This is a genomic window from Christiangramia sediminicola (assembly GCF_031344135.1).
Lineage (GTDB): Bacteria > Bacteroidota > Bacteroidia > Flavobacteriales > Flavobacteriaceae > Christiangramia > Christiangramia sediminicola.
Genome location: NZ_JAVJIU010000002.1, coordinates 576,475 through 597,823 on the forward strand (window position 1 = coordinate 576,475; position 21,349 = coordinate 597,823).

Sequence of the window (21,349 nt, forward strand, 5' to 3'; positions counted from 1 at the left end):
AAATATTAGATTTTCGATGATTTATTCTGAAGGTAAAAGTCGGCTAGCACCAACGCTGCCATAGATTCTACGATAGGCACTGCTCTGGGAACTACACAAGGATCATGTCTACCCTTACCTTGCATCTCGACTTCTTCACCTTTAGAATTGATAGTTTGCTGTTTCTGCATTAGGGTAGCTACAGGTTTAAAAGCCACTTTGAAATAGATATCCATTCCGTTTGAAATTCCCCCCTGTATTCCTCCGCTTAGATTGGTTAGAGTGGAACCATCCTGGTTAAAATGATCATTATGTTCGCTTCCTCTCATTTTTGTTCCTTCAAAACCACTTCCATATTCAAAGCCTTTTACGGCATTTATCGAAAGCATGGCCTTTCCCAATTCGGCATGAAGTTTATCAAAAACAGGTTCGCCAAGGCCTTTAGGTACATTTTTGATCACACATTGAACTGTCCCTCCAACAGTATCACCATCAGCCCTTATTTCCTTGATATAAGCTTCCATCTCACTGGCCATTTCAGGATCTGGGCAGCGTACCGGATTTTTTTCTATTTCTGAAAAATCAAGTTCGGTATAATCTTTTTTTAGTTCAAGCTTTCCAACAGAAGAAACAAATGCATTGAATTGAACTTTCTGCAGTACTTGTTTAGCAATACTTCCAGCGACCACTCTGCAGGCAGTTTCACGTGCAGATGATCTTCCTCCACCCCTGTAATCTCTTACTCCATATTTTTCATCATAGGTGTAATCTGCATGTGAAGGTCTATACGTGTCCTTAATGTGAGAATAATCCTTTGATTTCTGATTGGCATTCTTAATTATAAAGCCAATAGGAGTTCCGGTAGACTTTCCTTCAAAGATACCCGAAAGAAATTCAACCGTATCTGGTTCCTTACGCTGGGTAACAATAGCAGATTGTCCTGGACGTCTTCTATCCAATTCTAATTGAACTTTTTCAACATCAATTTCAAGACCGGCAGGACACCCATCTATAACACCACCAATTGCGACACCATGTGACTCGCCAAAAGTGGTTAGTTTGAACATTTTACCAAAGGAATTTCCGAGCATCAGAAGGATTTTGAACAAATGTAATTTTTTAAGAACATATTTGAAAATGGAATGCTATTTAATGTTAGGATAACAAATAGCTTTCATTTTAAACATTTGGTAAACAATTTTTAATTCTTCGCTAAGCCATAAAGAGATGATATAGCCAATATTTGCAATAAAATTGATTCTACAATATTGAAAAAAAGAAAGCCGGAAATAGTCGTAATTTCAGATGTGCATTTAGGTACTTTTGGTTGTCACGCCAAGGAACTCTTGGATTACCTTAAAACGGTTCAACCTAAAAAGTTGATCCTGAACGGTGATATTATTGATATCTGGCAGTTCAGAAAAAGTTATTTCCATAATGATCATCTTGAAGTCATTAAAAGATTCATTGATCTTAGCACAAAAGGAACCGAAATTATATACCTAACTGGGAATCATGATGAAATGCTCAGGAAATTTAGTAATACCAAACTCGGTAATATTCAAATTTTGGATAAACTAATACTTGATCTGGATGGTAAAAAGGCCTGGTTCTTTCACGGAGATATATTTGATGTCTCTATTCAGAATGCAAAGTGGATTGCCAAACTTGGCGGCTGGGGTTATGACCTTCTTGTCCTTCTGAATCAATTATTAAACTGGGTGCTCGTAAAAAGCGGACGTAGAAAATATTCCTTATCCGGAAGAATTAAGAATAGCGTAAAAAGCGCCAAGAAATTCATTTCAAGCTTTGAAACTACTGCGGCAGAACTAGCGATACAACAAGGTTATAAATTTGTCATCTGTGGGCATATTCATCAGCCTAGAATCGTGAGAAAGGTGCTGAATAACGGTACTTGTCTCTACCTGAATTCTGGAGACTGGGTTGAAAACCTAACCTCGCTGGAATATGAGAACAAAAAATGGAAGCTCGTTCACTACAGTGATATCGTAGAAGAAAGAGCTTCTAAACCATTTGTTGCCGCAACTACAATTTTTGCCAGTTAATTAGATGGATATTTCTCCAGAATATCGTCAATCTTGGCGACAAGGGTATCCATATCAAATGGCTTCGAAATAAAATCTACCGCACCGGCAGATTTACAAATTTCTCCTACATTATGTAATGCAGACATCATAAGAATAGGCACGTCTTTCACGGCTTCATCCTGCTTTAGTTGTGCGCATACATCGGTACCATCTACTCCAGATATCAGTTTATCCAATAAAATGAGTTCAATATCATTCTCTAAAATATTCTCCTTAGTCTTTCTGGGCTGCTGGGAAACAGTTACCGTATGACCGTTAAATTCAAGAATATCTCTAAGCATGAAACCAATAGTTTGGTCGTCATCAACAATTAGGATTTTTGCCATTTAGTTAGTTTGTTTTATAGGTAAGGTAAAAGTGAATTCAGATCCTTTTCCAAATTCGCTTTTCACATTTATCTTTCCATTATGTCTTTCAATAATGTTGTTGGACAGGAATAATCCTATTCCGAATCCAGCATAGGTCTCATCTCTATCGCCTGGCACTCTGTAGAATTTTTTAAATATCTGGTGAATTTCGTTCTGATTAATTCCAATACCGTGATCTAATACCGTAATTGCCACAAATTCGTCATCACATTTCCATATTTTCACATCTACCCTATTATCTTCAGGCGAGTATTTATAGGCGTTAGTAATAAAATTAATAATTACCTGGCCAATTCTGTCTTTATCTGCGCTTACATCACATTCGAAATGATTATCCAGTTTTATCTGAATTTCCTTATTCGAAAAAGTGATATCTTCAATGATTTCTTCAACATGTTGATTGATATTGAAGGTTTCAGGTTTTAATTTTAATTCGTTTTGTTCTATTCTGGATAGATCCAGCATTTCTGAAATAAGCCTGATCAATCTTTCTACCTGGGTCTCTATTCTATTAAGGTATGGTTTTACAGATACCGATTTATTTACTTCCGAAGATTCCTTTGAAAGAATTGATAACAATAATTGAACGTATCCTTTTATAGAAGTGACCGGAGTTTTAAGTTCATGACTTACCAGCTTCAAAAAGCCTTCTTTTAGTTCTTCCTCTTCTTTTAATTTCTGAATTTCTGTACTGGAACTTATCCAGGAACTAATATTTCCTTCTTCATCCTTTACGCAGGTAGCGCGGCAAAGATGCCATTTATATTCACCATTATAATCAAGTAGTCTTACTTCAAGATCTATTTCACTACCATCTCCAAGACTTTTCCCGACCATTTTTTCGGTCTCTGCCTTATCTTCAGGATGAATTAAGCTTGTCCAGGGCTCTTCGATGAATTGCTCTTCGGTTTTACCTGTATAATCCAGCCAGCTTTGATTGCAATATAAAGTATTACCTTCAGGATCTGAATGGGTTATTTTGTGAGGCATGAAATTCACCAGTTCCCTGAATTCCTTCCCATTTTTCTTGATTTTTTTATTTAAAAGTGTCTGTTTAGTGACATCTGTGGCTATATCTGCTACACCTATAATTTCTCCATCTATATTTTTCTGCGGCTGATATGTAAAGTCGAAATAACGGATCTCGGGTTTGCCGTCTATAACCAATTCAATTGGTAATTCATCAGCGTGGTAAGCAATGCCTGTTTGATAAACCTGATCAAGCAATTCCTTTATTCCCTGACTTTTTAATTCTGGAAGAAGTTCCAATAGAGGTTTGCCAATCACATCATGTCCTTTTCCCCAAACTTCTCTTATCGATTCGTTTGCGATATCTATCACATGATCTTCACCCATGAAGATTGCAATTAAAGATTTAGAAGAATGAACTAACTCTTCGTATTTGTAGACTTCATCCTTAAGACCGCTTATAGAATCTGCCAAGGCATAGTTTCTATTTTTCAGCTGCTCAATCTCCTCTTCTCTTTTTGCTAATTCCTGCTCCAACTCCTTAATTCGGAGGTCCTGCTTCATCATAAATTACTATTCATTCCTGGGTGCGCTTTATCACGGCTAAAGTTAAGGTTTTAGTGAGGCGGGCAATAAAATTTAAAGAAGTATTAACATTGAAATTAGGACTTTTTTAATGCCTGTCTTAAAATGCTAACCGGGTGATGAGCGATACGGCCAGTTCCATCTTTGATCTGATGCCTGCAACTAGTCCCATTAGCTGATATGATCACCGATTCTCCCGCTTTTCGTATGGCCGGGAATAAGGAATTTTCACCAATTCGCATACTGATTTCATAATACTCTTTTTCGTAGCCAAATGAACCTGCCATTCCACAACAACCGGAAGGAATTATAGTAACTTTGTAATTCGTAGGAAGATTCAGAATATCAAAAGTTCTGGAAACATTAGAAAGTGCTTTTTGATGACAATGGCCATGAATTTTTACCGTTGCATGTTTTTTAGAAAATTGTTCCGAGGTAATGTTCCCTTTTGCTATTTCTTGTTTTAAAAACTCTTCAATAATAAAGCTATTATTAGCCAGTTTCTGTGCTGCTTCTTTTTTATCTGCAAGTCGAAGATATTCATCTCTAAAGCTTAATATAGCTGAAGGTTCAACTCCTAATAGTGGAGATTCATCTGAAATTAAATCCTTGAAAATCTCAATATTTTTATTCGCCAGAATTTTGGCTTTATCAAGGAAACCTTTAGAAATCTGACTTCTACCGCTTTCTGGATGATCAATGATCCTGATTTGATAATTAAGTTTAGTCAGAAGGTTTATTGCATCTTTTCCTACCTGAACATCAAGATAATTAGTAAACTCATCATTGAAAATAAATACCGTTTTAATAGGATTATTCAACTCAAATTTACCTTTATTCTTAGCGTAGTAATGCTTTAAGGTTTGCTTGGCTATTACCGGCAACTCCCTTTCTTTCGCCACACCAAGCAATTTCTTTGCCATTCCGGAAGTGAAATTATTAGTCATTACAAAGCGAGAAAGCTTCGGCAATTTTGAAGCTCTTTCGTTCTGTTGAGTGATATTAGCAAATGCTTTATCTCTGAAACTTGGCTTATGAGATTTGTGATACTGATGCTGAAATTCGGCTTTTAAAGCTGCCATGTCGACATTGGACGGACATTCGCTTTTACAACCTTTACAGCTAATACATAGATCCAGCACTTCCTTTAATTCCTGGTGATCAAATCGATTCGATTTATCTGAAGTGGTTAGGAATTCCCTTAAAGCATTAGCCCTAGCACGCGTAGTGTCTTTTTCATCTTTTGTGGCACGATAGCTGGGACACATGGTGCCACCTGCTTCTACAGATTTTCGACAATCTCCACTTCCATTACATTTTTCCGCCAACCTTAGAACTCCATCGGCATCAGAAAAATCCATGATGGTTTCTATTTCCGGCTCGGTTCTATCTCTAGTATATCTCAGAGATTCGTCCATCGCTGGAGCTTCAACAATTTTACCGGGATTGAAAATGTTCTTTGGATCAAATACGAACTTTACTTCTTTTAAAAGTTCATAGATCTTTTTACCGAACATTAATTCAATGAATTCTGCTCTAACTCTTCCATCGCCATGTTCCCCGCTTAAAGAGCCGTTATATTTCTTCACAAGCTCTGCAACATCCCTGGTAATACTTCTGAAAAGTTTTACATCTTCAGATTTTTTAAGGTTCAAGATTGGTCTTAAGTGAATTTCCCCAGCACCGGCATGAGCATAGTAAACCGCCTGTTGATCATAAGTTTTCATGATCTTGCTGAAATCTGAAATATAATCTGCCAGCACCGGTAAGGCCACGGCAGTATCTTCAATACAGGCAACTGCTTTTTTATCACCTTTTAAATTGGCAAGTAATCCAAGTCCTGCTTTTCGTAATTCCAGAGCCAGGTCTATCTGTTCATCGTACAGTACTGGAAATGCATAACCAAGATCAGATTCCTGCAGGGTTTTTAAAAGATCAATTACCTTATTTTGCAACTCGACTTCAGAATCTGATCGCAATTCCAACATTAAGATTCCCTGGGGATCACCTTCAATAAAAAACCGGTTATCCCTATACTTTAAACTCTCTTTGGTGCAATCCAGGATCACCTTATCCATCATTTCGCAAGTATAAAGGGAATGTCCCATTGCTGGAACAACGGCTTGCATGCACGCATCAATACTGGAATAATGAGCTGCTACCATCGCAGTATATTGTGGAGGAAGATCATCCAGTTGTAATGTAATTTCTGTAATAAAAGCCAGGGTGCCCTCACTTCCAGCAATTAATCTGGCTATATTAAAAGCAATATCAGTTTCTTTAAATATGGAGGTACTTAAAAGCTCATCGATCGCATAACCAGTATTTCTACGATGTAAACTTGCAGGGGGATAATTTTGTAATATTTCTTCCTGAATTGATTTATCTTCTAGTTGTTTAAAAAGCAAGCGATAGATCTCACCTTCAAGATTATCTAACTTCAGTTTTTTATCAAATTCAGATTTGTTTAGATCTCTGAATTCAACTTTGGATCCGTCACTTAATATTGCTTTTAAAGAAACAAGCTTATCTCTGGTAGTTCCATATTTAATGGAGGTTGTACCGCTGGAATTATTACCAACCATACCTCCTATCATGCAACGATTAGAAGTTGATGTATTTGGACCGAAGAATAAACCATGCTTATGCAGTTTTCTGTTCAGATCATCTCTAATAACACCTGGTTGTACTATAACTCTCTTATTTTTAGCATCAATTTTAATGATGTCTGTAAAATGTTTGGAAACATCAACCACTATCCCATTACCTGTACACTGCCCAGCCAGAGAAGTACCGGCTGTTCTTGGAATAAGTGATGTGTGATGTTTTCCTACGAAGCCGATTAGTTTAATTAGATCATCCTCATTTTTTGGAAATGCGACAGCTAATGGAATTTCACGGTAAACCGAAGCATCTGTAGCATAGATACGTTTCCATAGTTCATCATAATGTAATTTTCCAGTTAGCTCACCAGAAAGTTTTTGCAGGTTTTTGTTCATTTCCATACTCAAATTTAGAGGTTTTATCTGATCCTACTTAACAGTTTTTTAATTAATATTAACAATACATTTGCTCCCACAGACGTTGTTGTAAAGGGAATCGACATAAATTTGTGTTCATCTAACAAAAAAATCAAACATGAAAAAAATAGTTCTTTTAGCAGCTTTCACAATTGGAGCTGTTTTCTTTAGCGAGGTTAAAGCTCAGGAAATTTCTGAAAATGCCCTGGGTCTTAGAATTGGAGACGGAGGCGGTGTTGGTGCTGAAGTTTCTTATCAAAGAGCAGTTGGCGATAATAATAATCGTCTGGAATTCGATCTAGGATGGAGAGATGGTAACCATTATGACGCCATAAAATTAGTTGGTCTTTACCAGTGGGTATGGAATATTGAAGGTGGATTTAACTGGTACGTTGGTGCTGGTGCAGGTCTTGGTAATTATGATGATAACAGACATAATGACGATTTTGACCACGATGACGGACTTTTCGCGTTGATCGCAGGAGATATAGGTATCGAATATAATTTTGATATTCCTTTACTTATTTCCCTTGATCTAAGACCAGAAATTGGATTTTCAGATTATCACGATCACGATGAATTTACTCCGGATATCGCATTCGGAATCAGATATCAGTTTTAGATTTTCTTGAATAGGTTTAAGAAAGGAAAAGGTGGAGATGAAAACGTCTCCACTTTTTTTATGCTTTTACCAGAGCTTTTTCATAAAGATCCTCGTACATAGGGACAATCTGGTTGACATCAAATTTCTCTGCGGCTTCTCTAGCTTGTTTTTTGAACATCACTAATTTATCGTTATTGCCTAGAATGGAAATAGCACTTTTGGACATAGCTTCCACATCTCCAACATCATGCAGATAGCCTGAATAACCATCAACATTAACTTCAGGCAAACCACCTGTATTAGAGGATATTACAGGAACCGAGTGAACCATAGCTTCAAGTGCAGCCAATCCAAAACTTTCAGTTTCAGAAGGCAGAATAAATAAGTCTGAAAAACATAAGATCTTATCGATCTCATTACTCTGACCGAGGAAAAGAACACGATCTCTAATATCTAATTCTCGAACCAATTTTTCAGCAGTTTCTCTTTCAGGACCTTCACCAACCATCATCAATCTCGCTTTGATGTTTTTCTGGACTTCATAGAAAACCTTTACCACATCTTCTACTCGCTTCACTTTTCTAAAGTTACTAACATGAGTAATGATCTTCTCATCATCATGCGCCATCAATTCTCTCTGACAATCGGTAAAAGTCTTTTGTTTGAATTTCGAAACATCAATGAAATTTGGTATAACTTCAATCTCTTTTCGAACCTCAAAGAATTTCATGGTATCTTCCTTTAAACTATCAGAAACCGAAGTGACAAAATCACTGTTATTGATGCTGAATGTAACTGCAGGCTTATAAAATGGATGATTCCCAACTAAGGTGATATCTGTACCGTGAAGTGTGGTAACCATAGGTATACTTATTCCCTCTTCTTCAAGCATCTTTTTCGCCATATATCCTGCATAGGCATGCGGAATCGCATAATGTACATGAAGCACTTCAATTCCATAATTTCTTATAACATTCACCAGTTTACTGCTTAAAGCCAGTTCATAGGGTTGATAATGGAATAATGGATATTCAGGAACATTTACTTCGTGAAATCTTATATGACTGGAAATAGTCTCCAGTCTCACCGGTTGTTTGTATGTTACAAAGTGAACTTCATGTCCTCTTCGGGAAAGGGCTAAGCCCAGTTCAGTAGCAACAACTCCACTACCTCCGAAGGTAGGATAACATACAATGGCAATTTTCATCGGTTAATAATCTATAGATTCGTAAATCACTTTCTGGATCTCAGACCTTATATCTTCACGAATAAGCTTTCTATTATTTGAATCTGGATAAGTTCTGTTAGATAAAAATACGTAAACAATATCTTCTTCAGGGTCTGCCCAGGCAAAAGTCCCAGTAAATCCGCTGTGTCCAAAACTCATCATAGAAACACAATTACAGGTTGGTCCTACATCCTTGAGTTGTGGTTTGTCGAATCCTACTCCACGCCTTACATCATCCTCACAATAATAACAGGTATTGTATTTGTCTATAGTCTCTTTGTCCAAAAACTTTTCACCACCATAAGATCCACCATTTAAATAGACCTGCATAATTTTGGCAACATCATTCGCTGTACTGAAAAGCCCGGCATGACCGCCAATTCCTCCCTGCATAGCCGCTCCCTGGTCGTGTACATAACCGCGCACTACCTGTCCGCGCCATAGCTGGTCGTTTTCAGTTGGTGCGATCTGTAAGCTGTCAAACCTTGTTCTTGGAAGAAATCCCGTGTAATTAGCTCCTAATTTTTTATAAATATGTTCCTGAGTGATATTCTGTAAAGATGTGTCGTAATAAGCCTCTAAATAGTACTTCAATAAATAATAAGGCAGATCACTGTATTTATACTGTAGTCGTTTTTCAAGATCACTTTTAAGAATGGTATTTACAATGGTATCTCCTATATCTTTTCTGATATACATTTTATCAGCAACCTTCGTATTAAATTCATCTGATGGTATATCACTATAATACTTATCTGAAAGTTTCTTGGTTTTAGGATCCAAGGTTGAAATATAAAAAGGTATCCAGGCTTGTAATCTTGCATAATGCATTAACATATCCTGAAGTCTGATATTTTTCTTATTTGAGTTTTTAAAAGACGGTAACAGATCACCAAGTTTGGTATCAAAATTCACCACCTCTTTCTCATCAAGTTCCATAACAAGTGGAAGCGTTGCAAGAATTTTAGTTAAGGAAGCAAGGTCATAAACCGTAGTATCTGTAACCGGAATATCTTTTTCGTAGGTTTGAAATCCGAAATTTTTATTATAAATCACCTTTCCCTTCCTGGCTACCAAAATCTGTGCACCTGGAGTCATCTCTTTGTCTATCGCATAATTTATAATGCTATCAATCTTCTTTAATTTAGCAGAATTCATCCCCACACTTTCCGGAGACCCATAGGCTAACCTGTTTACATTGTTTGTATTGAAACCTGTACCTACCGGAAATTCATTTTTGATACTTACCGGTAACTTACCTTTTGCCGGTGCTGCACCAAATAGCACCTGAGCAACTTTTCGCTGAGCTACAGGATGATTTTGATAGCCAACAACAATACCTTCCAGATTAGCAAAACTCTTTACATCTAAGAGCGCGTAAGGTCTTGTAAAAAGAGACAACACAGTTTTGTTCTTCCTGGCGATCTCGTGAAGCCATACGAGTTCTTTATCTGAAAATTTATAAGACGCCCACGGACTACTATTAGATTTATGGAAGCCAATCACCACGTAATTATATGCCTCTAGCTTTTCTAGTAATTCAGGAAGCTTTACTGCTTTTATCCAATCTACTTCAGCATATCTTTTCATTTGTTCCAGAAACGGACTTCCATCATCATCACCAAAGTTCACATAAGCAATCTTTTGTTTCTGAAGATTTTTAACCGGAACTACTGCTTTATTATTCTTCACCAGTGTAATGGCATTTTCAAAAAGCTTTTCCAAAAGCGCCTCATCTCTTGAAGTATATAGTTCTTCGATCAGGAAATTCGTATTAATCGGTTTAAAATTATTTAAGCCAGCTTTATACTTGGCGTAAAGGATTTTTTTAACCGAAAGCTCCAGTCTTTCTTCTGTAACTATACCTGAATTTACTGCTTGAATAATACTTTCAGAAGCTTTCCCAATATCTTCGCTCATTAAAAGAACATCATTACCGGCAAGGAATGCTTCTAGATCTACTTCCCCGGGCTCTTTATCTCGAGAAACCCCTTTCATATCCAGCGCATCTGTAAAAATAAGGCCATTAAAGCCCATATTCTTTTTCAGAATTCCCGATATAATATTTTTCGAGAGTGATGCAGGTTTTCCATTTGGATCTAAAGCAGGAACATTTAAATGAGCTACCATGACGCTGCTTAAACCCTCAGGAATTAGTTCTTTATAAGGGTACAGCTCTACTTCATCAATTCTTTCCGAGGAAAAATTGACCGTTGGTAATGTTTTATGCGAATCTGAATCTGTATCGCCATGACCAGGAAAATGCTTGGCGCTACTTAAAACACCCTCTCTATGCATCCCGTTCATAAAAGCGAGAGCTTTCTCGGTTACATTGATCTTATCTTCACCGAAAGATCTATTTCCGATAATTGGATTATCAGGATTGGTATTTATATCTACAACGGGAGCGAAATTGAAGTGTACTCCTAATCTTCTGGTATGTTTCGAGATAGCAGCTCCAGCTTCTTCAATAAGTTGATTATCCTGAATAGCTCCCAAGGTCATATTCCAGGGTAAGGCAAATGTACTATCAAGCCTCATTGCCAATCCCCATTCAGCATCCATCCCAATAAGCAATGGGACTTTAGACATTTCCTGAAATTCATTAGTAAGCTGAGCCTGCCTAACAGGTCCACCTTTGGAATAAATAAGTCCGCCAATATAATTTTCCCTGATCTTTTTCCTGATGCTGTCAGCTTCATTTTCATTCTTAGACCAGATACTGGCCATGAACAACTGGCCAACCTTTTCCTTTAAATTCATGGAATTGTAGACACTATCCACCCATTTCTTCTGCTGAGGATGATCCTTGACAAATAATGGGCTTTTTACCTGTGAAATTCCGTGAAAGGAAATAAGTAAGAGAATTATAAACGTATAAAACCTTGGGGCTTGCTTCAAATTCATTAATTCAGAAAACGTTTATGCCAACTTTCAGATGCCGGAACTTCCCAGTCTGAAAGATATTCGGCTTTATTATTTACAAGATTATTAAAAACGATAGTATTTGGTGAGACAGCTCTTTGCTTCGCCATTTTTCTAAAATCAGCCAGGCTTTTATAAGCTACAAATTCTCCCTGCTTATAAGAAACATTCATCTTATCTAAAAGATCAACGTTATATTCCTTTTCTAATTGCTGAATGAATTGAACAGAAGCATCTATAGAGCAACCTGAAGCAGCATTTAATTGCTGATCAAGGGCTATAATAATGAAACGATTGTATTTTATTTCGTAGGAAGCTCTAAGATCTGAACCATGAACAGTCCATTTTTCAATAAACATATCAAGTTTATTTGAAATTTCCTGAAGTTCTTCCTGGGTAAAAGACCTGTTCGCCTGATAAATCCAGACTCTGGAACTATCGGGAAGGCTTTCAAAGGGTACTAACATAAGGGCTAAAATTGAGTTGTTACAAATCTAATTTATTTAGCCATTAGGTCAAATATAGTACCGTGATTTAACTTTTGGAATTTTTTAAAGATCTTCGGCATTAGCGATCATTTCTGCCACATCCATAACTGCCACGCTGTCCTCTTTCTCCTTGTTCTTAACACCGTCAGTCATCATGGTATTACAGAATGGACAACCCGCAGCAATGATCTCTGGCTGAGTTTCTAACGCCTGCTCAGTTCTTTCGATATTCACATCTTTATTTCCTGGCTCTGGCTCTTTAAACATTTGTGCACCACCAGCTCCACAACAAAGTCCGTTTTTCTTGCATTTACGCATTTCTACGAGCTCTACTTCTAATTTTCTTAAAAGATCTCTTGGAGCTTCATATTCTCCATTAGCTCTACCTAAATAACAAGGATCGTGGAAGGTTATCTTTTTTCCTTTGAATTTCCCACCTTCAACTTTTAATCTTCCTTCATTTAAAAGGGTTTTTAAAAATTGGGTGTGGTGCATTACATCGTAATTTCCACCTAAAGCAGGATACTCATTTTTCAGGGTATTAAAGCAGTGAGGACATGCTGTTACCACATTTTTGATCTCATAACCGTTAAGAACTTCAATATTCGTAGCGGCCTGCATCTGGAAAAGAAACTCATTACCAGCTCTTTTTGCAGGATCTCCAGTACAGCTTTCTTCAGTTCCAAGTACAGCGAAATCCACTCCGGCCTGCTGTAATAATTTCACAAAGGCTTTCGTGATTTTCTTTGCGCGGTCATCAAAACTTCCTGCGCAACCAACCCAGAATAATACTTCCGGTTTTTTACCTTCTGCCATATATTCGGCCATTGTAGGAACCTTTAGTGCTTCTGCCATATTGTTGATCTTTATTGTATTCTTAAATTTCTTATTTATTTTCTTCGGCCCAGTTCAAACGATCCATTTGATTGTATGGCCAAGGTGCTCCGTTGTTTTCAATATTGGTCATCGCGATGGCCAGTTCATTAGGAGCGGCGCTTTCTTCCATAACCAGATATCTTCTCATATCTAATATGATTGAAAGCGGATCTATGCCAATAGGACAAGCTTCTACACAGGCGTTACAGGTAGTACAGGCCCAAAGTTCTTCTCTTAAAATATAATCGTCCAGTAATTTCTTACCGTCATCTTCAAATTTTCCATTTTTATTGATGATCTCCCCTACTTCTTCTACCCTGTCACGAGTATCCATCATGATCTTTCTTGGAGATAATTTCTTTCCTGTTTGATTTGCCGGACATTCTGAAGTACAACGTCCACATTCTGTACAGGTATATGAATTCAATAACTGAACCTGGTTAAGGTCAAAAATATCTGAAGCTCCAAATTTATCCGGTTCTCCTTCGTCTTCACCCTCTGCAGGAGCTGCAAAAGGATCAGCATTAGGATCCATCATTAATTCAACTTCCTTTTTTACAGATTCCAGGTTATCAAACTCTCCTTGTGGAGTAAGCTTTGATAGGTAAACATTCGGAAATGCAAGCAGAATGTGTAAATGCTTTGAGTAATACAGGTAATTCAGGAAGAATAAAATGCCTAGGATATGTAGCCACCATGCTGTTCTTTCAATAATTATTAGCGTAGCATTACTCATTCCATCAAGTAGAGGCAATAAATACTGGCTAATTGGAAAACTACCCATGATTCCGGCTTCTGAAGCATAATGATCTGCTCCGTTCAACTGCAATTGATAATCAGCTGCATTCATGGTAAGAAATAGTATCATTAATACCATTTCAAAATACAGGATATAATTAGCGTCATTTTTTGGCCAGCCTTTCAATTCACGGCTTAAGAATCTTTTAATATGCGTTAGATTTCTTCTGATCCAGAATATGATCACACCTACAAATACAAGAAAAGCCAGAATTTCAAAACTCGCTATCAATACATCATAGAAACCGCCCATGAAAGCAAAAATTCTATGGGTTCCAAAAACACCATCAATGATGATCTCCAGAACTTCAATATTAATAATGATAAAACCTACATAAACAATGATGTGGAGAAAACCAGCAATTGGTCTTTTAACCATTTTGCTCTGACCCATGGCAACCTTGGCCATTTTAGCAAATCTGGCGCCTGAATTATCAGAACGATCCACTTCTTTTCCAAGTTTCACGTTTCTAATAACTCTTTTAATATTCCTGGCAAAAAAGCCAATTCCCGCCACAAGGGCAATCACAAATAAAATCTGCGCAACAATTTGCATGGTTGGTTATTTTAAAGAATCTTTCGGTTCCTCGTATGGTCCCGGATTTTTACCAAATACTGAAAAGTGAACATATCGCTTAGGATTTAATTTGATATCCTGAAGCAGCTGTTCCATTTGTTTGGTAGCTCTGTCTAAATTATTATAAATCGCCGGGTCATTGATAAGTTTTGCCGCTGTCCCATTACCATTGTTCAGTTTGTCTGAAATTCCTTCAAAGTCAGCAATTACTTTTTCAAGATCTTTAGTGATCTTGTTAATATTCATATTTGTAAGCGTGTCTGAAAACTTATTGAAGTTCGTAGACATCTCATCAAGATTGGTAAAAGTTCTGTCCAGTTTTTCTGAATTACCTTTTACGATTCCCTGTAGTTCATCTGCAGTTACTCTAAAAGAAGAAACGGTAGCATCTAAATTTCTAAAAGTTCCTCTGATATTATTTCGTGTAGAATCATCAAGAATTTCATTGATAGCGGTAAGCATTGAATCGGCACTTACGATTGTTCCTTCCACTTTATTCTGAAGCGGAGTAAGCCTATCGTTAACAAGCTCCATGATACCTTCTTCTTTTCCACCAGGAAGTGTGTCACCTGTTTTAGCCCATTCAACATTCTCGTTGTATTCCGGAACAATTGCCAAAGATTTACCACCTATGATACCACCACCATAGATCTGTGCCTGACTGTTCTTAGAAAACTGAAAATCATTCTTTACGGTAAAGGTTACTAATAGATCTCCAGAACGATTCAAGAAATCGATACTGGTGATCTGTCCAACCTTAAGACCATTAATGGTAACTTCTGAAGATGGCGATAATCCTTCAACATCATCATAGACTGCATAGAAGGTTCGACTGTTGTCCAGTAGATTTTCTCCCTTCAGAAAACTATAACCGAAAATTAAGATAACTATTGCAGTAATAGCTAGTAAGGCAGTTTTGACCTCTCTGGAATATTTCAAAAGCAAATTTTTTAATGAATACGCACAAATTTAGAAATAAAAATAGAAAAGACATTCTATTTAAGCTTAGATTTTAACGCGTCATTAACCGTGATTTTTTGCTCATCCTTGAATGCAACAATATAACTAGTTGTATATCCCTTCTTTATAGCATCCTGATGAAGGCGCTTTATTTGAAGATAATCTGAAGTTTCTCCGTAGTAATACTTGTACAACTTGCCTTCCTTAGTTCTATCTATATCACTAAGGCCTTTAAAATTGTAAGGTTTTGGATCTATTTTTTTTGAACCTGCAGCCAATTGTACCCGGAAAACAACATCTTCATATACCTGATGTTTTTCAACCTGAGGCTGTGCTTTTCCAGATTCTAAAGGATGACTTTTAGCGATTGTTTCCAGGAGATTTAAATTTATAGTCTCACTATATTTTACAATAGCTTTAGTAATTGCTCTGGCCATATCATCCTGCCCTCTTCCACTATTTAGATAAGGTCCTTCCTGGTTATTAGTAAGAAAACCGGTTTCTACAAGAACACTAGGCATATAGGTTTGATGCAATACGATAAGTCCCATTTGTTTTACGCCACGATTCACTCTTTTAAGATCATTTGTAAATTCTTTCTGAACCAGGTCTGCAAGCAAAATACTCTGATCTAAATATTCCTCCTGCATAATGGTAAGACCTATAGTAGATTCCGGAGAGTTAGGATCAAAACCTTCATATGTAACCTCGTAATTTTCCTCAAGGTAAATCACTGAGTTCTCCTTTTTTGCAACCTCAAAATTCGTTTCATTTCTATTCAAACCTAGAACAAAAGTTTCAGTTCCTTTGGCCTGAGAACCATGAGAATTACAGTGTACAGAAACAAAAAGATCTGCATTTGCTTCATTGGCGATTTTTCCTCTTTCGAACAATTCAACAAACACATCGGTCTTTCTGGTATAAACAACTTTAACACCTTCATACTTTTCTAATGACTTTCCAATCTTAAGAATAATACTCAGCGCAATGTCCTTTTCCTTAAAGCCATTCCCCATGTTACCAGGGTCTTTACCTCCATGACCGGCATCCAAAACAACAACAAATTCATCCTTATTCGGCGGTATTTCTGCAGAAAAGGCTGAATTAGAAAGACTGAATAAGACAATTGTGAATACGAAAAGTTTAAGTAAGTTCGTTCTCATAAAAAGCTAACGCTATTGTGGGGTGAATATTTTAATTAATATTTTGCTGCACTCTCAAAACTCAGCTAAAAAAATATATGTAATTTTGAATTTGCAAAAAGCAAGCCAATCTGTACAAAAATAGCACTTAAAGCATTGCAAACAAATATCCCTAATAGTCTTTTTTGCTTAGTTTTCACGCTGTTCTTTTCCCTTGTTTTATACCCGCAGGAAGGCGAAAATTCGTCTATTCCTGTAGAGGCGGAAAAGGATTCGATAGCCCCTGCCGTAAATTCTGAGGAAATTTCGGAACAATTCCAGGTTCAGGATACAGTTAAGACCGATAGTATAAGAAAACCAAGGTTTTTAACTGATGTTGTTCAGTATAAAGCGAAGGACTATATGAGGTTGAGTCCTCGGGAGAATAAGATGTACCTATATAATGAAGCCAGGGTAGTTTATGGGGATATGACCATTGAAGCCGGACTAATTATTATAGATAATGCCAAGAACGAGATCTATGCTTACGGGATCCAGGATTCTACAGACGCCTATTCTCAAAAACCCATTTTTACTCAGGCTCAGCGTAAAGTAGAACCAGATTCTATCAGGTTTAATTTCAATTCACAACGGGCACTGGTATATAATTCGAGAACACAGGAGTCTGAATTCAATGTAAAAGGTATGGTGACCAAACGTGAAAACGATTCGGTTTACTTTATGAAGAATGTTAGGTTCACAACTTCTGAAGATGTTGATGATCCTGATTATTTCTTTTACGCGAGAAGAATAAAATTTGTCCCGGACAAGAAGATCGTTTCAGGATTAGTGAACATGTATATCGCTGATGTTCCAACGCCATTAGGTCTTCCCTTCGGTTATTTTCCGCTTACAGATGAAGAGACTTCAGGATTTATAATTCCATCTTTTGGAGATGGGCAGTACGGTTATAACCTTCAGAACGGTGGTTATTATTTTGCTATTAGTGATTATGTAGATCTTTTAACTCTGGGAAGTTATTACACCAACGGTTCCTATACCCTGGAATTTTCATCTAATTATGCTAAGCGATATAAATATAGAGGTAATGCCCGTGTGAGGTATGAAAAGCTTTTCAATAGTGAGAGAGGTTTCCCTGATTTCAGCGAAAGATCTAGTTATAACATTCAGTGGTCACATAGCCAGGATGCAAAAGCCAATCCAACTTCAAGGTTCTCAGCTTCGGTAAACCTCGGTAGTAGTGAATATTACGCAGAATCCATAAACCAGGCAAACACTGGAAATTACCTTAATAACACTTTAAGTTCTTCGGTGTCTTACAGCAAAACCTTTCCGGGAGAACCACAGGTAAACCTGAGTCTTGCAGCCAGACACTCACAAAATACCAGAAGTGGCGAAGTTAACCTGAGCCTTCCAATACTTCAGTTAAGTATGTCCAGAATATATCCTTTTGCTCCCCAGGGAGGAGCTAAAAACGGGATAATTGAGAATATCAATTTTCAGTATAATTTAAGAGGAGAAAACCAGATGAATACGGTGGATTCTCTTTTCTTTAAGCCTGAAATGTTCAGAAATGCCAGATTAGGAGCTCAGCATTCCATTCCATTATCAACGAATTTTAAATTATTTAAATTCTTAAGTGTTAGTACAGGAACCAGTTATGAAGAAACCTGGGTTTCTAAAACTTTTGAAAGAAATTACGATCCAGTGATCGATGAAGTGGTTATTGACACCGTTAGCGGTTTTGATTCATATAGAACCTACAATTTTAATGCTAGTATAGGTACCACCGTATACGGTTTAAAGAATTTCGGAAAAGATAAAAAGATTCAGGCGATCAGGCATGTGATGCGGCCGTCTATAAGTTATAATATTAATCCTGCTTTCGATCAATATTATGATACTTATGAAAGGGATGATCCTACAACTGATGATATTATTGAACTGGTAGATTATTCCAGATTCACCGGTACTCTCTACGGAGCGCCTGGTCAGAATTTTTCCAGTTCCTTGGGATTAAGTTTAAGTAATACGTTTGAGGCAAAAGTTCGTGACAGGGATAGCACAGCTACGGAACCCAAAAAGATCACTTTACTTAATAACTTTAGTATTAGCACAAGATATAACCTGGCCGGAGACTCTTTAAATTTGTCCCCTATTTCACTTCGTGGATCTATTCCGATAGTAAAGAATAAACTCGACATAAACTTTGGCGGTAACCTGGACGTTTATGCGCTGGATAACAATAACAGAAGAATAGATAAGCTGAATATTGAAAATGGAGGTAGTTTATTCAGGCTTACAAATGGTACTGTAAACTTCGGGTATTCATTCTCTAATGAAGATTTTGAAGGCGGAAATGAGGAAGAAACAGATGAACTGGAAAATGAAACCTTTAGAAATGGTGGTAGACCAGATGATCTTTTTGGAAAAGGGATGGGACCGGATGGAGAATTATTTGATGAAGATCCGTTTGAAGGTGAAGAAGATGAGAATGAAAGCTCCTGGTATAACTACAAGATTCCCTGGGATGTAAGACTTGCTTATTCCATGAACTATTCGAATAACGCAAGGCAAAGTGAAATTTCTGCGCATTCAATAATGTTCAACGGTAATGTAGAATTAGCACCTAAATGGAAAGTCGGAGTAAGTTCTGGCTATGATGTAGTAAATAATGGCGTAACTCCAACTCAGCTTAGATTTCAAAGAGATTTGGATAGCTGGTTAATGAGTTTTAGCTGGGTACCATTTGGAAACCGAAAATCCTGGAATTTCCTAATCAGAATTAAATCTAGTATCCTAAGCGATATCAAATACGAACAACGAAGAGATAGGGATAGAACACTATAGAGAAATTAACCGAAAATATACTGAGCATGAAAAAAGTAGTACAGACAGATAAAGCTCCAGCTCCAATAGGCCCATATAATCAGGCTATTTTCGCCGGAAACACCTTGTATATTTCAGGTCAGATAGCTCTTGATCCTGAATCTGGTGAACTTAAAATAGATGACCTAGAAAATGAAACAATCCAGGTTCTTGAAAATTTAAAGGCTATTCTTTTAGAAGCAGGTCTTAATCTAAATCATGTGGTAAAAACTTCTATTTTTATTAGTGACATGAATAACTTCGGAAAGATCAACGAGGTATATTCTCGATATTTCAGATCTGAAAACGCTCCGGCAAGAGAGACTGTTGAAGTTGCCAATCTTCCGAAATTTGTAAATGTAGAGATCAGCGCGATCGCTGTGAAATTCTAAAGATTACAGTCCTTTTATAAGTAATCTCGCCGTTGCCGGATTTGTGGCAAGAGGAACATTATGTACATCACAAAGCCGCATAAGCATGAAAATATCTGGCTCATGAGGATGTTTGTCCATAGGATCTCTAAAGAAAATCACCATATCCACAAGGCCTTCAGCTATTCTAGCGGCGATTTGTGCATCACCGCCTAAAGGACCAGATAATAATTTTTCTACCTGATAGCCTGCAGCTTCAGTCTTTGAACCGGTAGTTCCGGTTGCAATAATCTTCAACTGCTTTGAATCAAGAATTTCCCTGTTTTCATTCAGGAATTGAACCATTTCAGGTTTTTTTCCATCATGCGCAATGATTGCAATCGTCTTCATATTAAGTAGATAGTATTTCAGAAATTCTTAATAGATCTTTATTGATATTGTGTTTGCCTTTTAAGGCCTGATCCAGACTACAGGATTCCATTTCATTATTCAGCATTCCAACCATCAGGTCTTTTTTACCGTCAAGCAAAAGTTCAACCGCTTTTACAGATAGTCTGCTGGCAAGAACACGATCAAAACAACTTGGCCTTCCACCTCTTTGAATATGACCTAAAACTGTAACCCGGGCATCGTAATAAGGAAGATGTTTTTTCACATAGTCTGCAAGCTCAAAAACATTTTTACCAATTTTATCACCTTCAGAAACCACGACGATACTTGAAGTTTTTCCGGCTCTTCTACTTCGCTCCAAAGAATCCAGTAAACGCTCCAGACCAAGATCTTCTTCTGGAATAAGAATTTCTTCAGCTCCTGCTCCAATTCCACTATTTAAGGCAATAAAACCTGCATCACGCCCCATTACTTCCACAAAGAAAAGTCGGTTATGAGAACTGGCAGTATCACGAATCTTATCAATTGCTTCAACCACCGTATTCAAAGCCGTATCGTAGCCGATGGTATAATGGGTTCCGTAAATATCATTATCGATTGTTCCGGGAACGCCAATTACAGGAATTCCATGTTCCTTACTAAAAACCTGTCCGCCTCTAAATGTCCCGTCTCCACCAATAAGGATCATTGCATCAATTTCAGCATCCTTAAGATTCTTAGCTGCTTTAGCCCTGCCCTCTTCAGTAAGAAATTCTTTTGACCGTGCAGATTGCAGGATGGTTCCTCCCTGGTTTACAATATTTCGAACACTTCTAGCATTCAGGTTGATTGATTCACCATTGATCATTCCCTGGAAACCTCTGTAGAAACCCACACAATCTGTATGGTAATATGCACAGGTTCTTACAACCGCTCTAATTGCTGCATTCATTCCGGGAGAATCACCACCAGAAGTCATCACTCCAATTCGTCTAACTTTCTTACTCATATAAAATTCAATTGAAACTTAAATCTACAAACTAAATTTAAAGAAACCAGCTAATAGCCTTATTTCCTCCAAAATTATAATGAAGAAAATTAATGCTGATAAATT

17 protein-coding genes are annotated in these 21,349 nt (G+C 37.2%); 4 read left to right on the forward strand and 13 right to left on the reverse strand.

Annotation, left to right across the window (positions count from 1 at the left end):
* Window positions 1-5: 5 nt before the first annotated feature.
* The gene (gene aroC / locus RE431_RS06595) at window positions 6-1,070 is read right to left on the reverse strand and encodes a chorismate synthase (protein ID WP_309561175.1); all 1,065 of its coding nucleotides are present in this window, start codon (window positions 1,068-1,070) and stop codon (window positions 6-8) included.
* Between the two features lie 177 nt (window positions 1,071-1,247).
* Here aroC and RE431_RS06600 point away from each other — a divergent pair, with 177 nt between their 5' ends.
* Window positions 1,248-2,045, forward strand: coding sequence for a UDP-2,3-diacylglucosamine diphosphatase (locus RE431_RS06600; RefSeq protein WP_309561176.1), 798 nt, complete (start codon window positions 1,248-1,250; stop codon window positions 2,043-2,045).
* On the opposite strand, the gene RE431_RS06605 is transcribed toward RE431_RS06600, so the two are convergent.
* The 3 genes from RE431_RS06605 to RE431_RS06615 form a co-directional block, all read right to left on the reverse strand.
* Window positions 2,042-2,413, reverse strand: a complete 372-nt coding sequence (locus tag RE431_RS06605) for a response regulator (protein ID WP_309561177.1) — start codon at window positions 2,411-2,413, stop codon at window positions 2,042-2,044. The two genes, RE431_RS06600 and RE431_RS06605, sit on opposite strands and share 4 nt — an antisense overlap.
* Complete coding sequence (locus RE431_RS06610; protein WP_309561178.1) at window positions 2,414-3,991, reverse strand: ATP-binding protein; 1,578 nt, start codon at window positions 3,989-3,991, stop codon at window positions 2,414-2,416.
* 95 nt (window positions 3,992-4,086) lie between these two features.
* Complete coding sequence (locus RE431_RS06615) at window positions 4,087-7,008, reverse strand: FAD-binding and (Fe-S)-binding domain-containing protein (RefSeq protein WP_309561334.1); 2,922 nt, start codon at window positions 7,006-7,008, stop codon at window positions 4,087-4,089.
* Window positions 7,009-7,147: 139 nt separating this feature from the next.
* Between RE431_RS06615 and RE431_RS06620 the strand changes: the two genes are divergently transcribed.
* Window positions 7,148-7,651, forward strand: coding sequence for a hypothetical protein (locus RE431_RS06620; protein WP_309561179.1), 504 nt, complete (start codon window positions 7,148-7,150; stop codon window positions 7,649-7,651).
* Between the two features lie 58 nt (window positions 7,652-7,709).
* Here RE431_RS06620 and bshA read toward each other — a convergent pair whose 3' ends face one another.
* From bshA to RE431_RS06655, 7 genes are all read right to left on the reverse strand, one after another.
* A complete protein-coding gene (bshA, locus tag RE431_RS06625) occupies window positions 7,710-8,840 on the reverse strand; it encodes an N-acetyl-alpha-D-glucosaminyl L-malate synthase BshA (protein WP_309561180.1) in 1,131 nt (376 codons plus the stop codon).
* Window positions 8,841-8,843: 3 nt separating this feature from the next.
* Window positions 8,844-11,768 (reverse strand): serine hydrolase domain-containing protein, encoded by a 2,925-nt coding sequence (locus RE431_RS06630; protein WP_309561181.1) that lies wholly within the window; start codon window positions 11,766-11,768, stop codon window positions 8,844-8,846.
* Window positions 11,768-12,253: an ABC transporter ATPase gene (locus RE431_RS06635; RefSeq protein ID WP_309561182.1), complete on the reverse strand. Its 486-nt coding sequence runs from the start codon at window positions 12,251-12,253 to the stop codon at window positions 11,768-11,770. Before RE431_RS06635 ends, RE431_RS06630 begins: the two co-directional genes overlap by 1 nt.
* Before the next feature lie 84 nt (window positions 12,254-12,337).
* Window positions 12,338-13,129, reverse strand: coding sequence for a (Fe-S)-binding protein (locus RE431_RS06640; protein WP_309561183.1), 792 nt, complete (start codon window positions 13,127-13,129; stop codon window positions 12,338-12,340).
* Between the two features lie 31 nt (window positions 13,130-13,160).
* A complete protein-coding gene (locus RE431_RS06645; RefSeq protein WP_309561184.1) occupies window positions 13,161-14,504 on the reverse strand; it encodes a (Fe-S)-binding protein in 1,344 nt (447 codons plus the stop codon).
* Window positions 14,505-14,510: 6 nt separating this feature from the next.
* On the reverse strand, window positions 14,511-15,464 hold the full coding sequence (locus RE431_RS06650) for an MlaD family protein (protein ID WP_309561185.1): 954 nt from the start codon (window positions 15,462-15,464) through the stop codon (window positions 14,511-14,513).
* A gap of 56 nt (window positions 15,465-15,520) precedes the next feature.
* A complete protein-coding gene (locus RE431_RS06655; RefSeq protein ID WP_309561186.1) occupies window positions 15,521-16,648 on the reverse strand; it encodes an N-acetylmuramoyl-L-alanine amidase family protein in 1,128 nt (375 codons plus the stop codon).
* A gap of 135 nt (window positions 16,649-16,783) precedes the next feature.
* On the opposite strand from RE431_RS06655, the gene RE431_RS06660 reads away from it, so the two are divergent.
* Complete coding sequence (locus tag RE431_RS06660; protein WP_309561187.1) at window positions 16,784-19,477, forward strand: putative LPS assembly protein LptD; 2,694 nt, start codon at window positions 16,784-16,786, stop codon at window positions 19,475-19,477.
* Between the two features lie 26 nt (window positions 19,478-19,503).
* A complete protein-coding gene (locus tag RE431_RS06665; protein WP_309561188.1) occupies window positions 19,504-19,887 on the forward strand; it encodes a RidA family protein in 384 nt (127 codons plus the stop codon).
* 3 nt (window positions 19,888-19,890) lie between these two features.
* Here RE431_RS06665 and RE431_RS06670 read toward each other — a convergent pair whose 3' ends face one another.
* On the reverse strand, window positions 19,891-20,256 hold the full coding sequence (locus RE431_RS06670) for a methylglyoxal synthase (RefSeq protein ID WP_309561189.1): 366 nt from the start codon (window positions 20,254-20,256) through the stop codon (window positions 19,891-19,893).
* Window position 20,257: 1 nt separating this feature from the next.
* Window positions 20,258-21,244, reverse strand: coding sequence for a 6-phosphofructokinase (pfkA, locus tag RE431_RS06675; protein ID WP_309561190.1), 987 nt, complete (start codon window positions 21,242-21,244; stop codon window positions 20,258-20,260).
* Between the last annotated feature and the right edge of the window lie 105 nt (window positions 21,245-21,349).

Excerpts from the sequence above, each read along its gene's own strand:
- RE431_RS06635 (WP_309561182.1), bottom strand. The coding sequence starts at position 12,253 with ATGTTAGTACCCTTTGAAAGCCTTCCCGATAGTTCCAGAGTCTGGATT.
- RE431_RS06640 (WP_309561183.1), bottom strand. The coding sequence starts at position 13,129 with ATGGCAGAAGCACTAAAGGTTCCTACAATGGCCGAATATATGGCAGAA.
- RE431_RS06630 (WP_309561181.1), bottom strand. The coding sequence starts at position 11,768 with ATGAATTTGAAGCAAGCCCCAAGGTTTTATACGTTTATAATTCTCTTA.
- RE431_RS06665 (WP_309561188.1), top strand. The coding sequence starts at position 19,504 with ATGAAAAAAGTAGTACAGACAGATAAAGCTCCAGCTCCAATAGGCCCA.
- aroC (WP_309561175.1), bottom strand. The coding sequence starts at position 1,070 with ATGCTCGGAAATTCCTTTGGTAAAATGTTCAAACTAACCACTTTTGGC.
- RE431_RS06620 (WP_309561179.1), top strand. The coding sequence starts at position 7,148 with ATGAAAAAAATAGTTCTTTTAGCAGCTTTCACAATTGGAGCTGTTTTC.
- RE431_RS06610 (WP_309561178.1), bottom strand. The coding sequence starts at position 3,991 with ATGATGAAGCAGGACCTCCGAATTAAGGAGTTGGAGCAGGAATTAGCA.
- RE431_RS06655 (WP_309561186.1), bottom strand. The coding sequence starts at position 16,648 with ATGAGAACGAACTTACTTAAACTTTTCGTATTCACAATTGTCTTATTC.
- RE431_RS06670 (WP_309561189.1), bottom strand. The coding sequence starts at position 20,256 with ATGAAGACGATTGCAATCATTGCGCATGATGGAAAAAAACCTGAAATG.
- bshA (WP_309561180.1), bottom strand. The coding sequence starts at position 8,840 with ATGAAAATTGCCATTGTATGTTATCCTACCTTCGGAGGTAGTGGAGTT.
- RE431_RS06615 (WP_309561334.1), bottom strand. The coding sequence starts at position 7,008 with ATGAACAAAAACCTGCAAAAACTTTCTGGTGAGCTAACTGGAAAATTA.
- pfkA (WP_309561190.1), bottom strand. The coding sequence starts at position 21,244 with ATGAGTAAGAAAGTTAGACGAATTGGAGTGATGACTTCTGGTGGTGAT.
- RE431_RS06645 (WP_309561184.1), bottom strand. The coding sequence starts at position 14,504 with ATGCAAATTGTTGCGCAGATTTTATTTGTGATTGCCCTTGTGGCGGGA.
- RE431_RS06605 (WP_309561177.1), bottom strand. The coding sequence starts at position 2,413 with ATGGCAAAAATCCTAATTGTTGATGACGACCAAACTATTGGTTTCATG.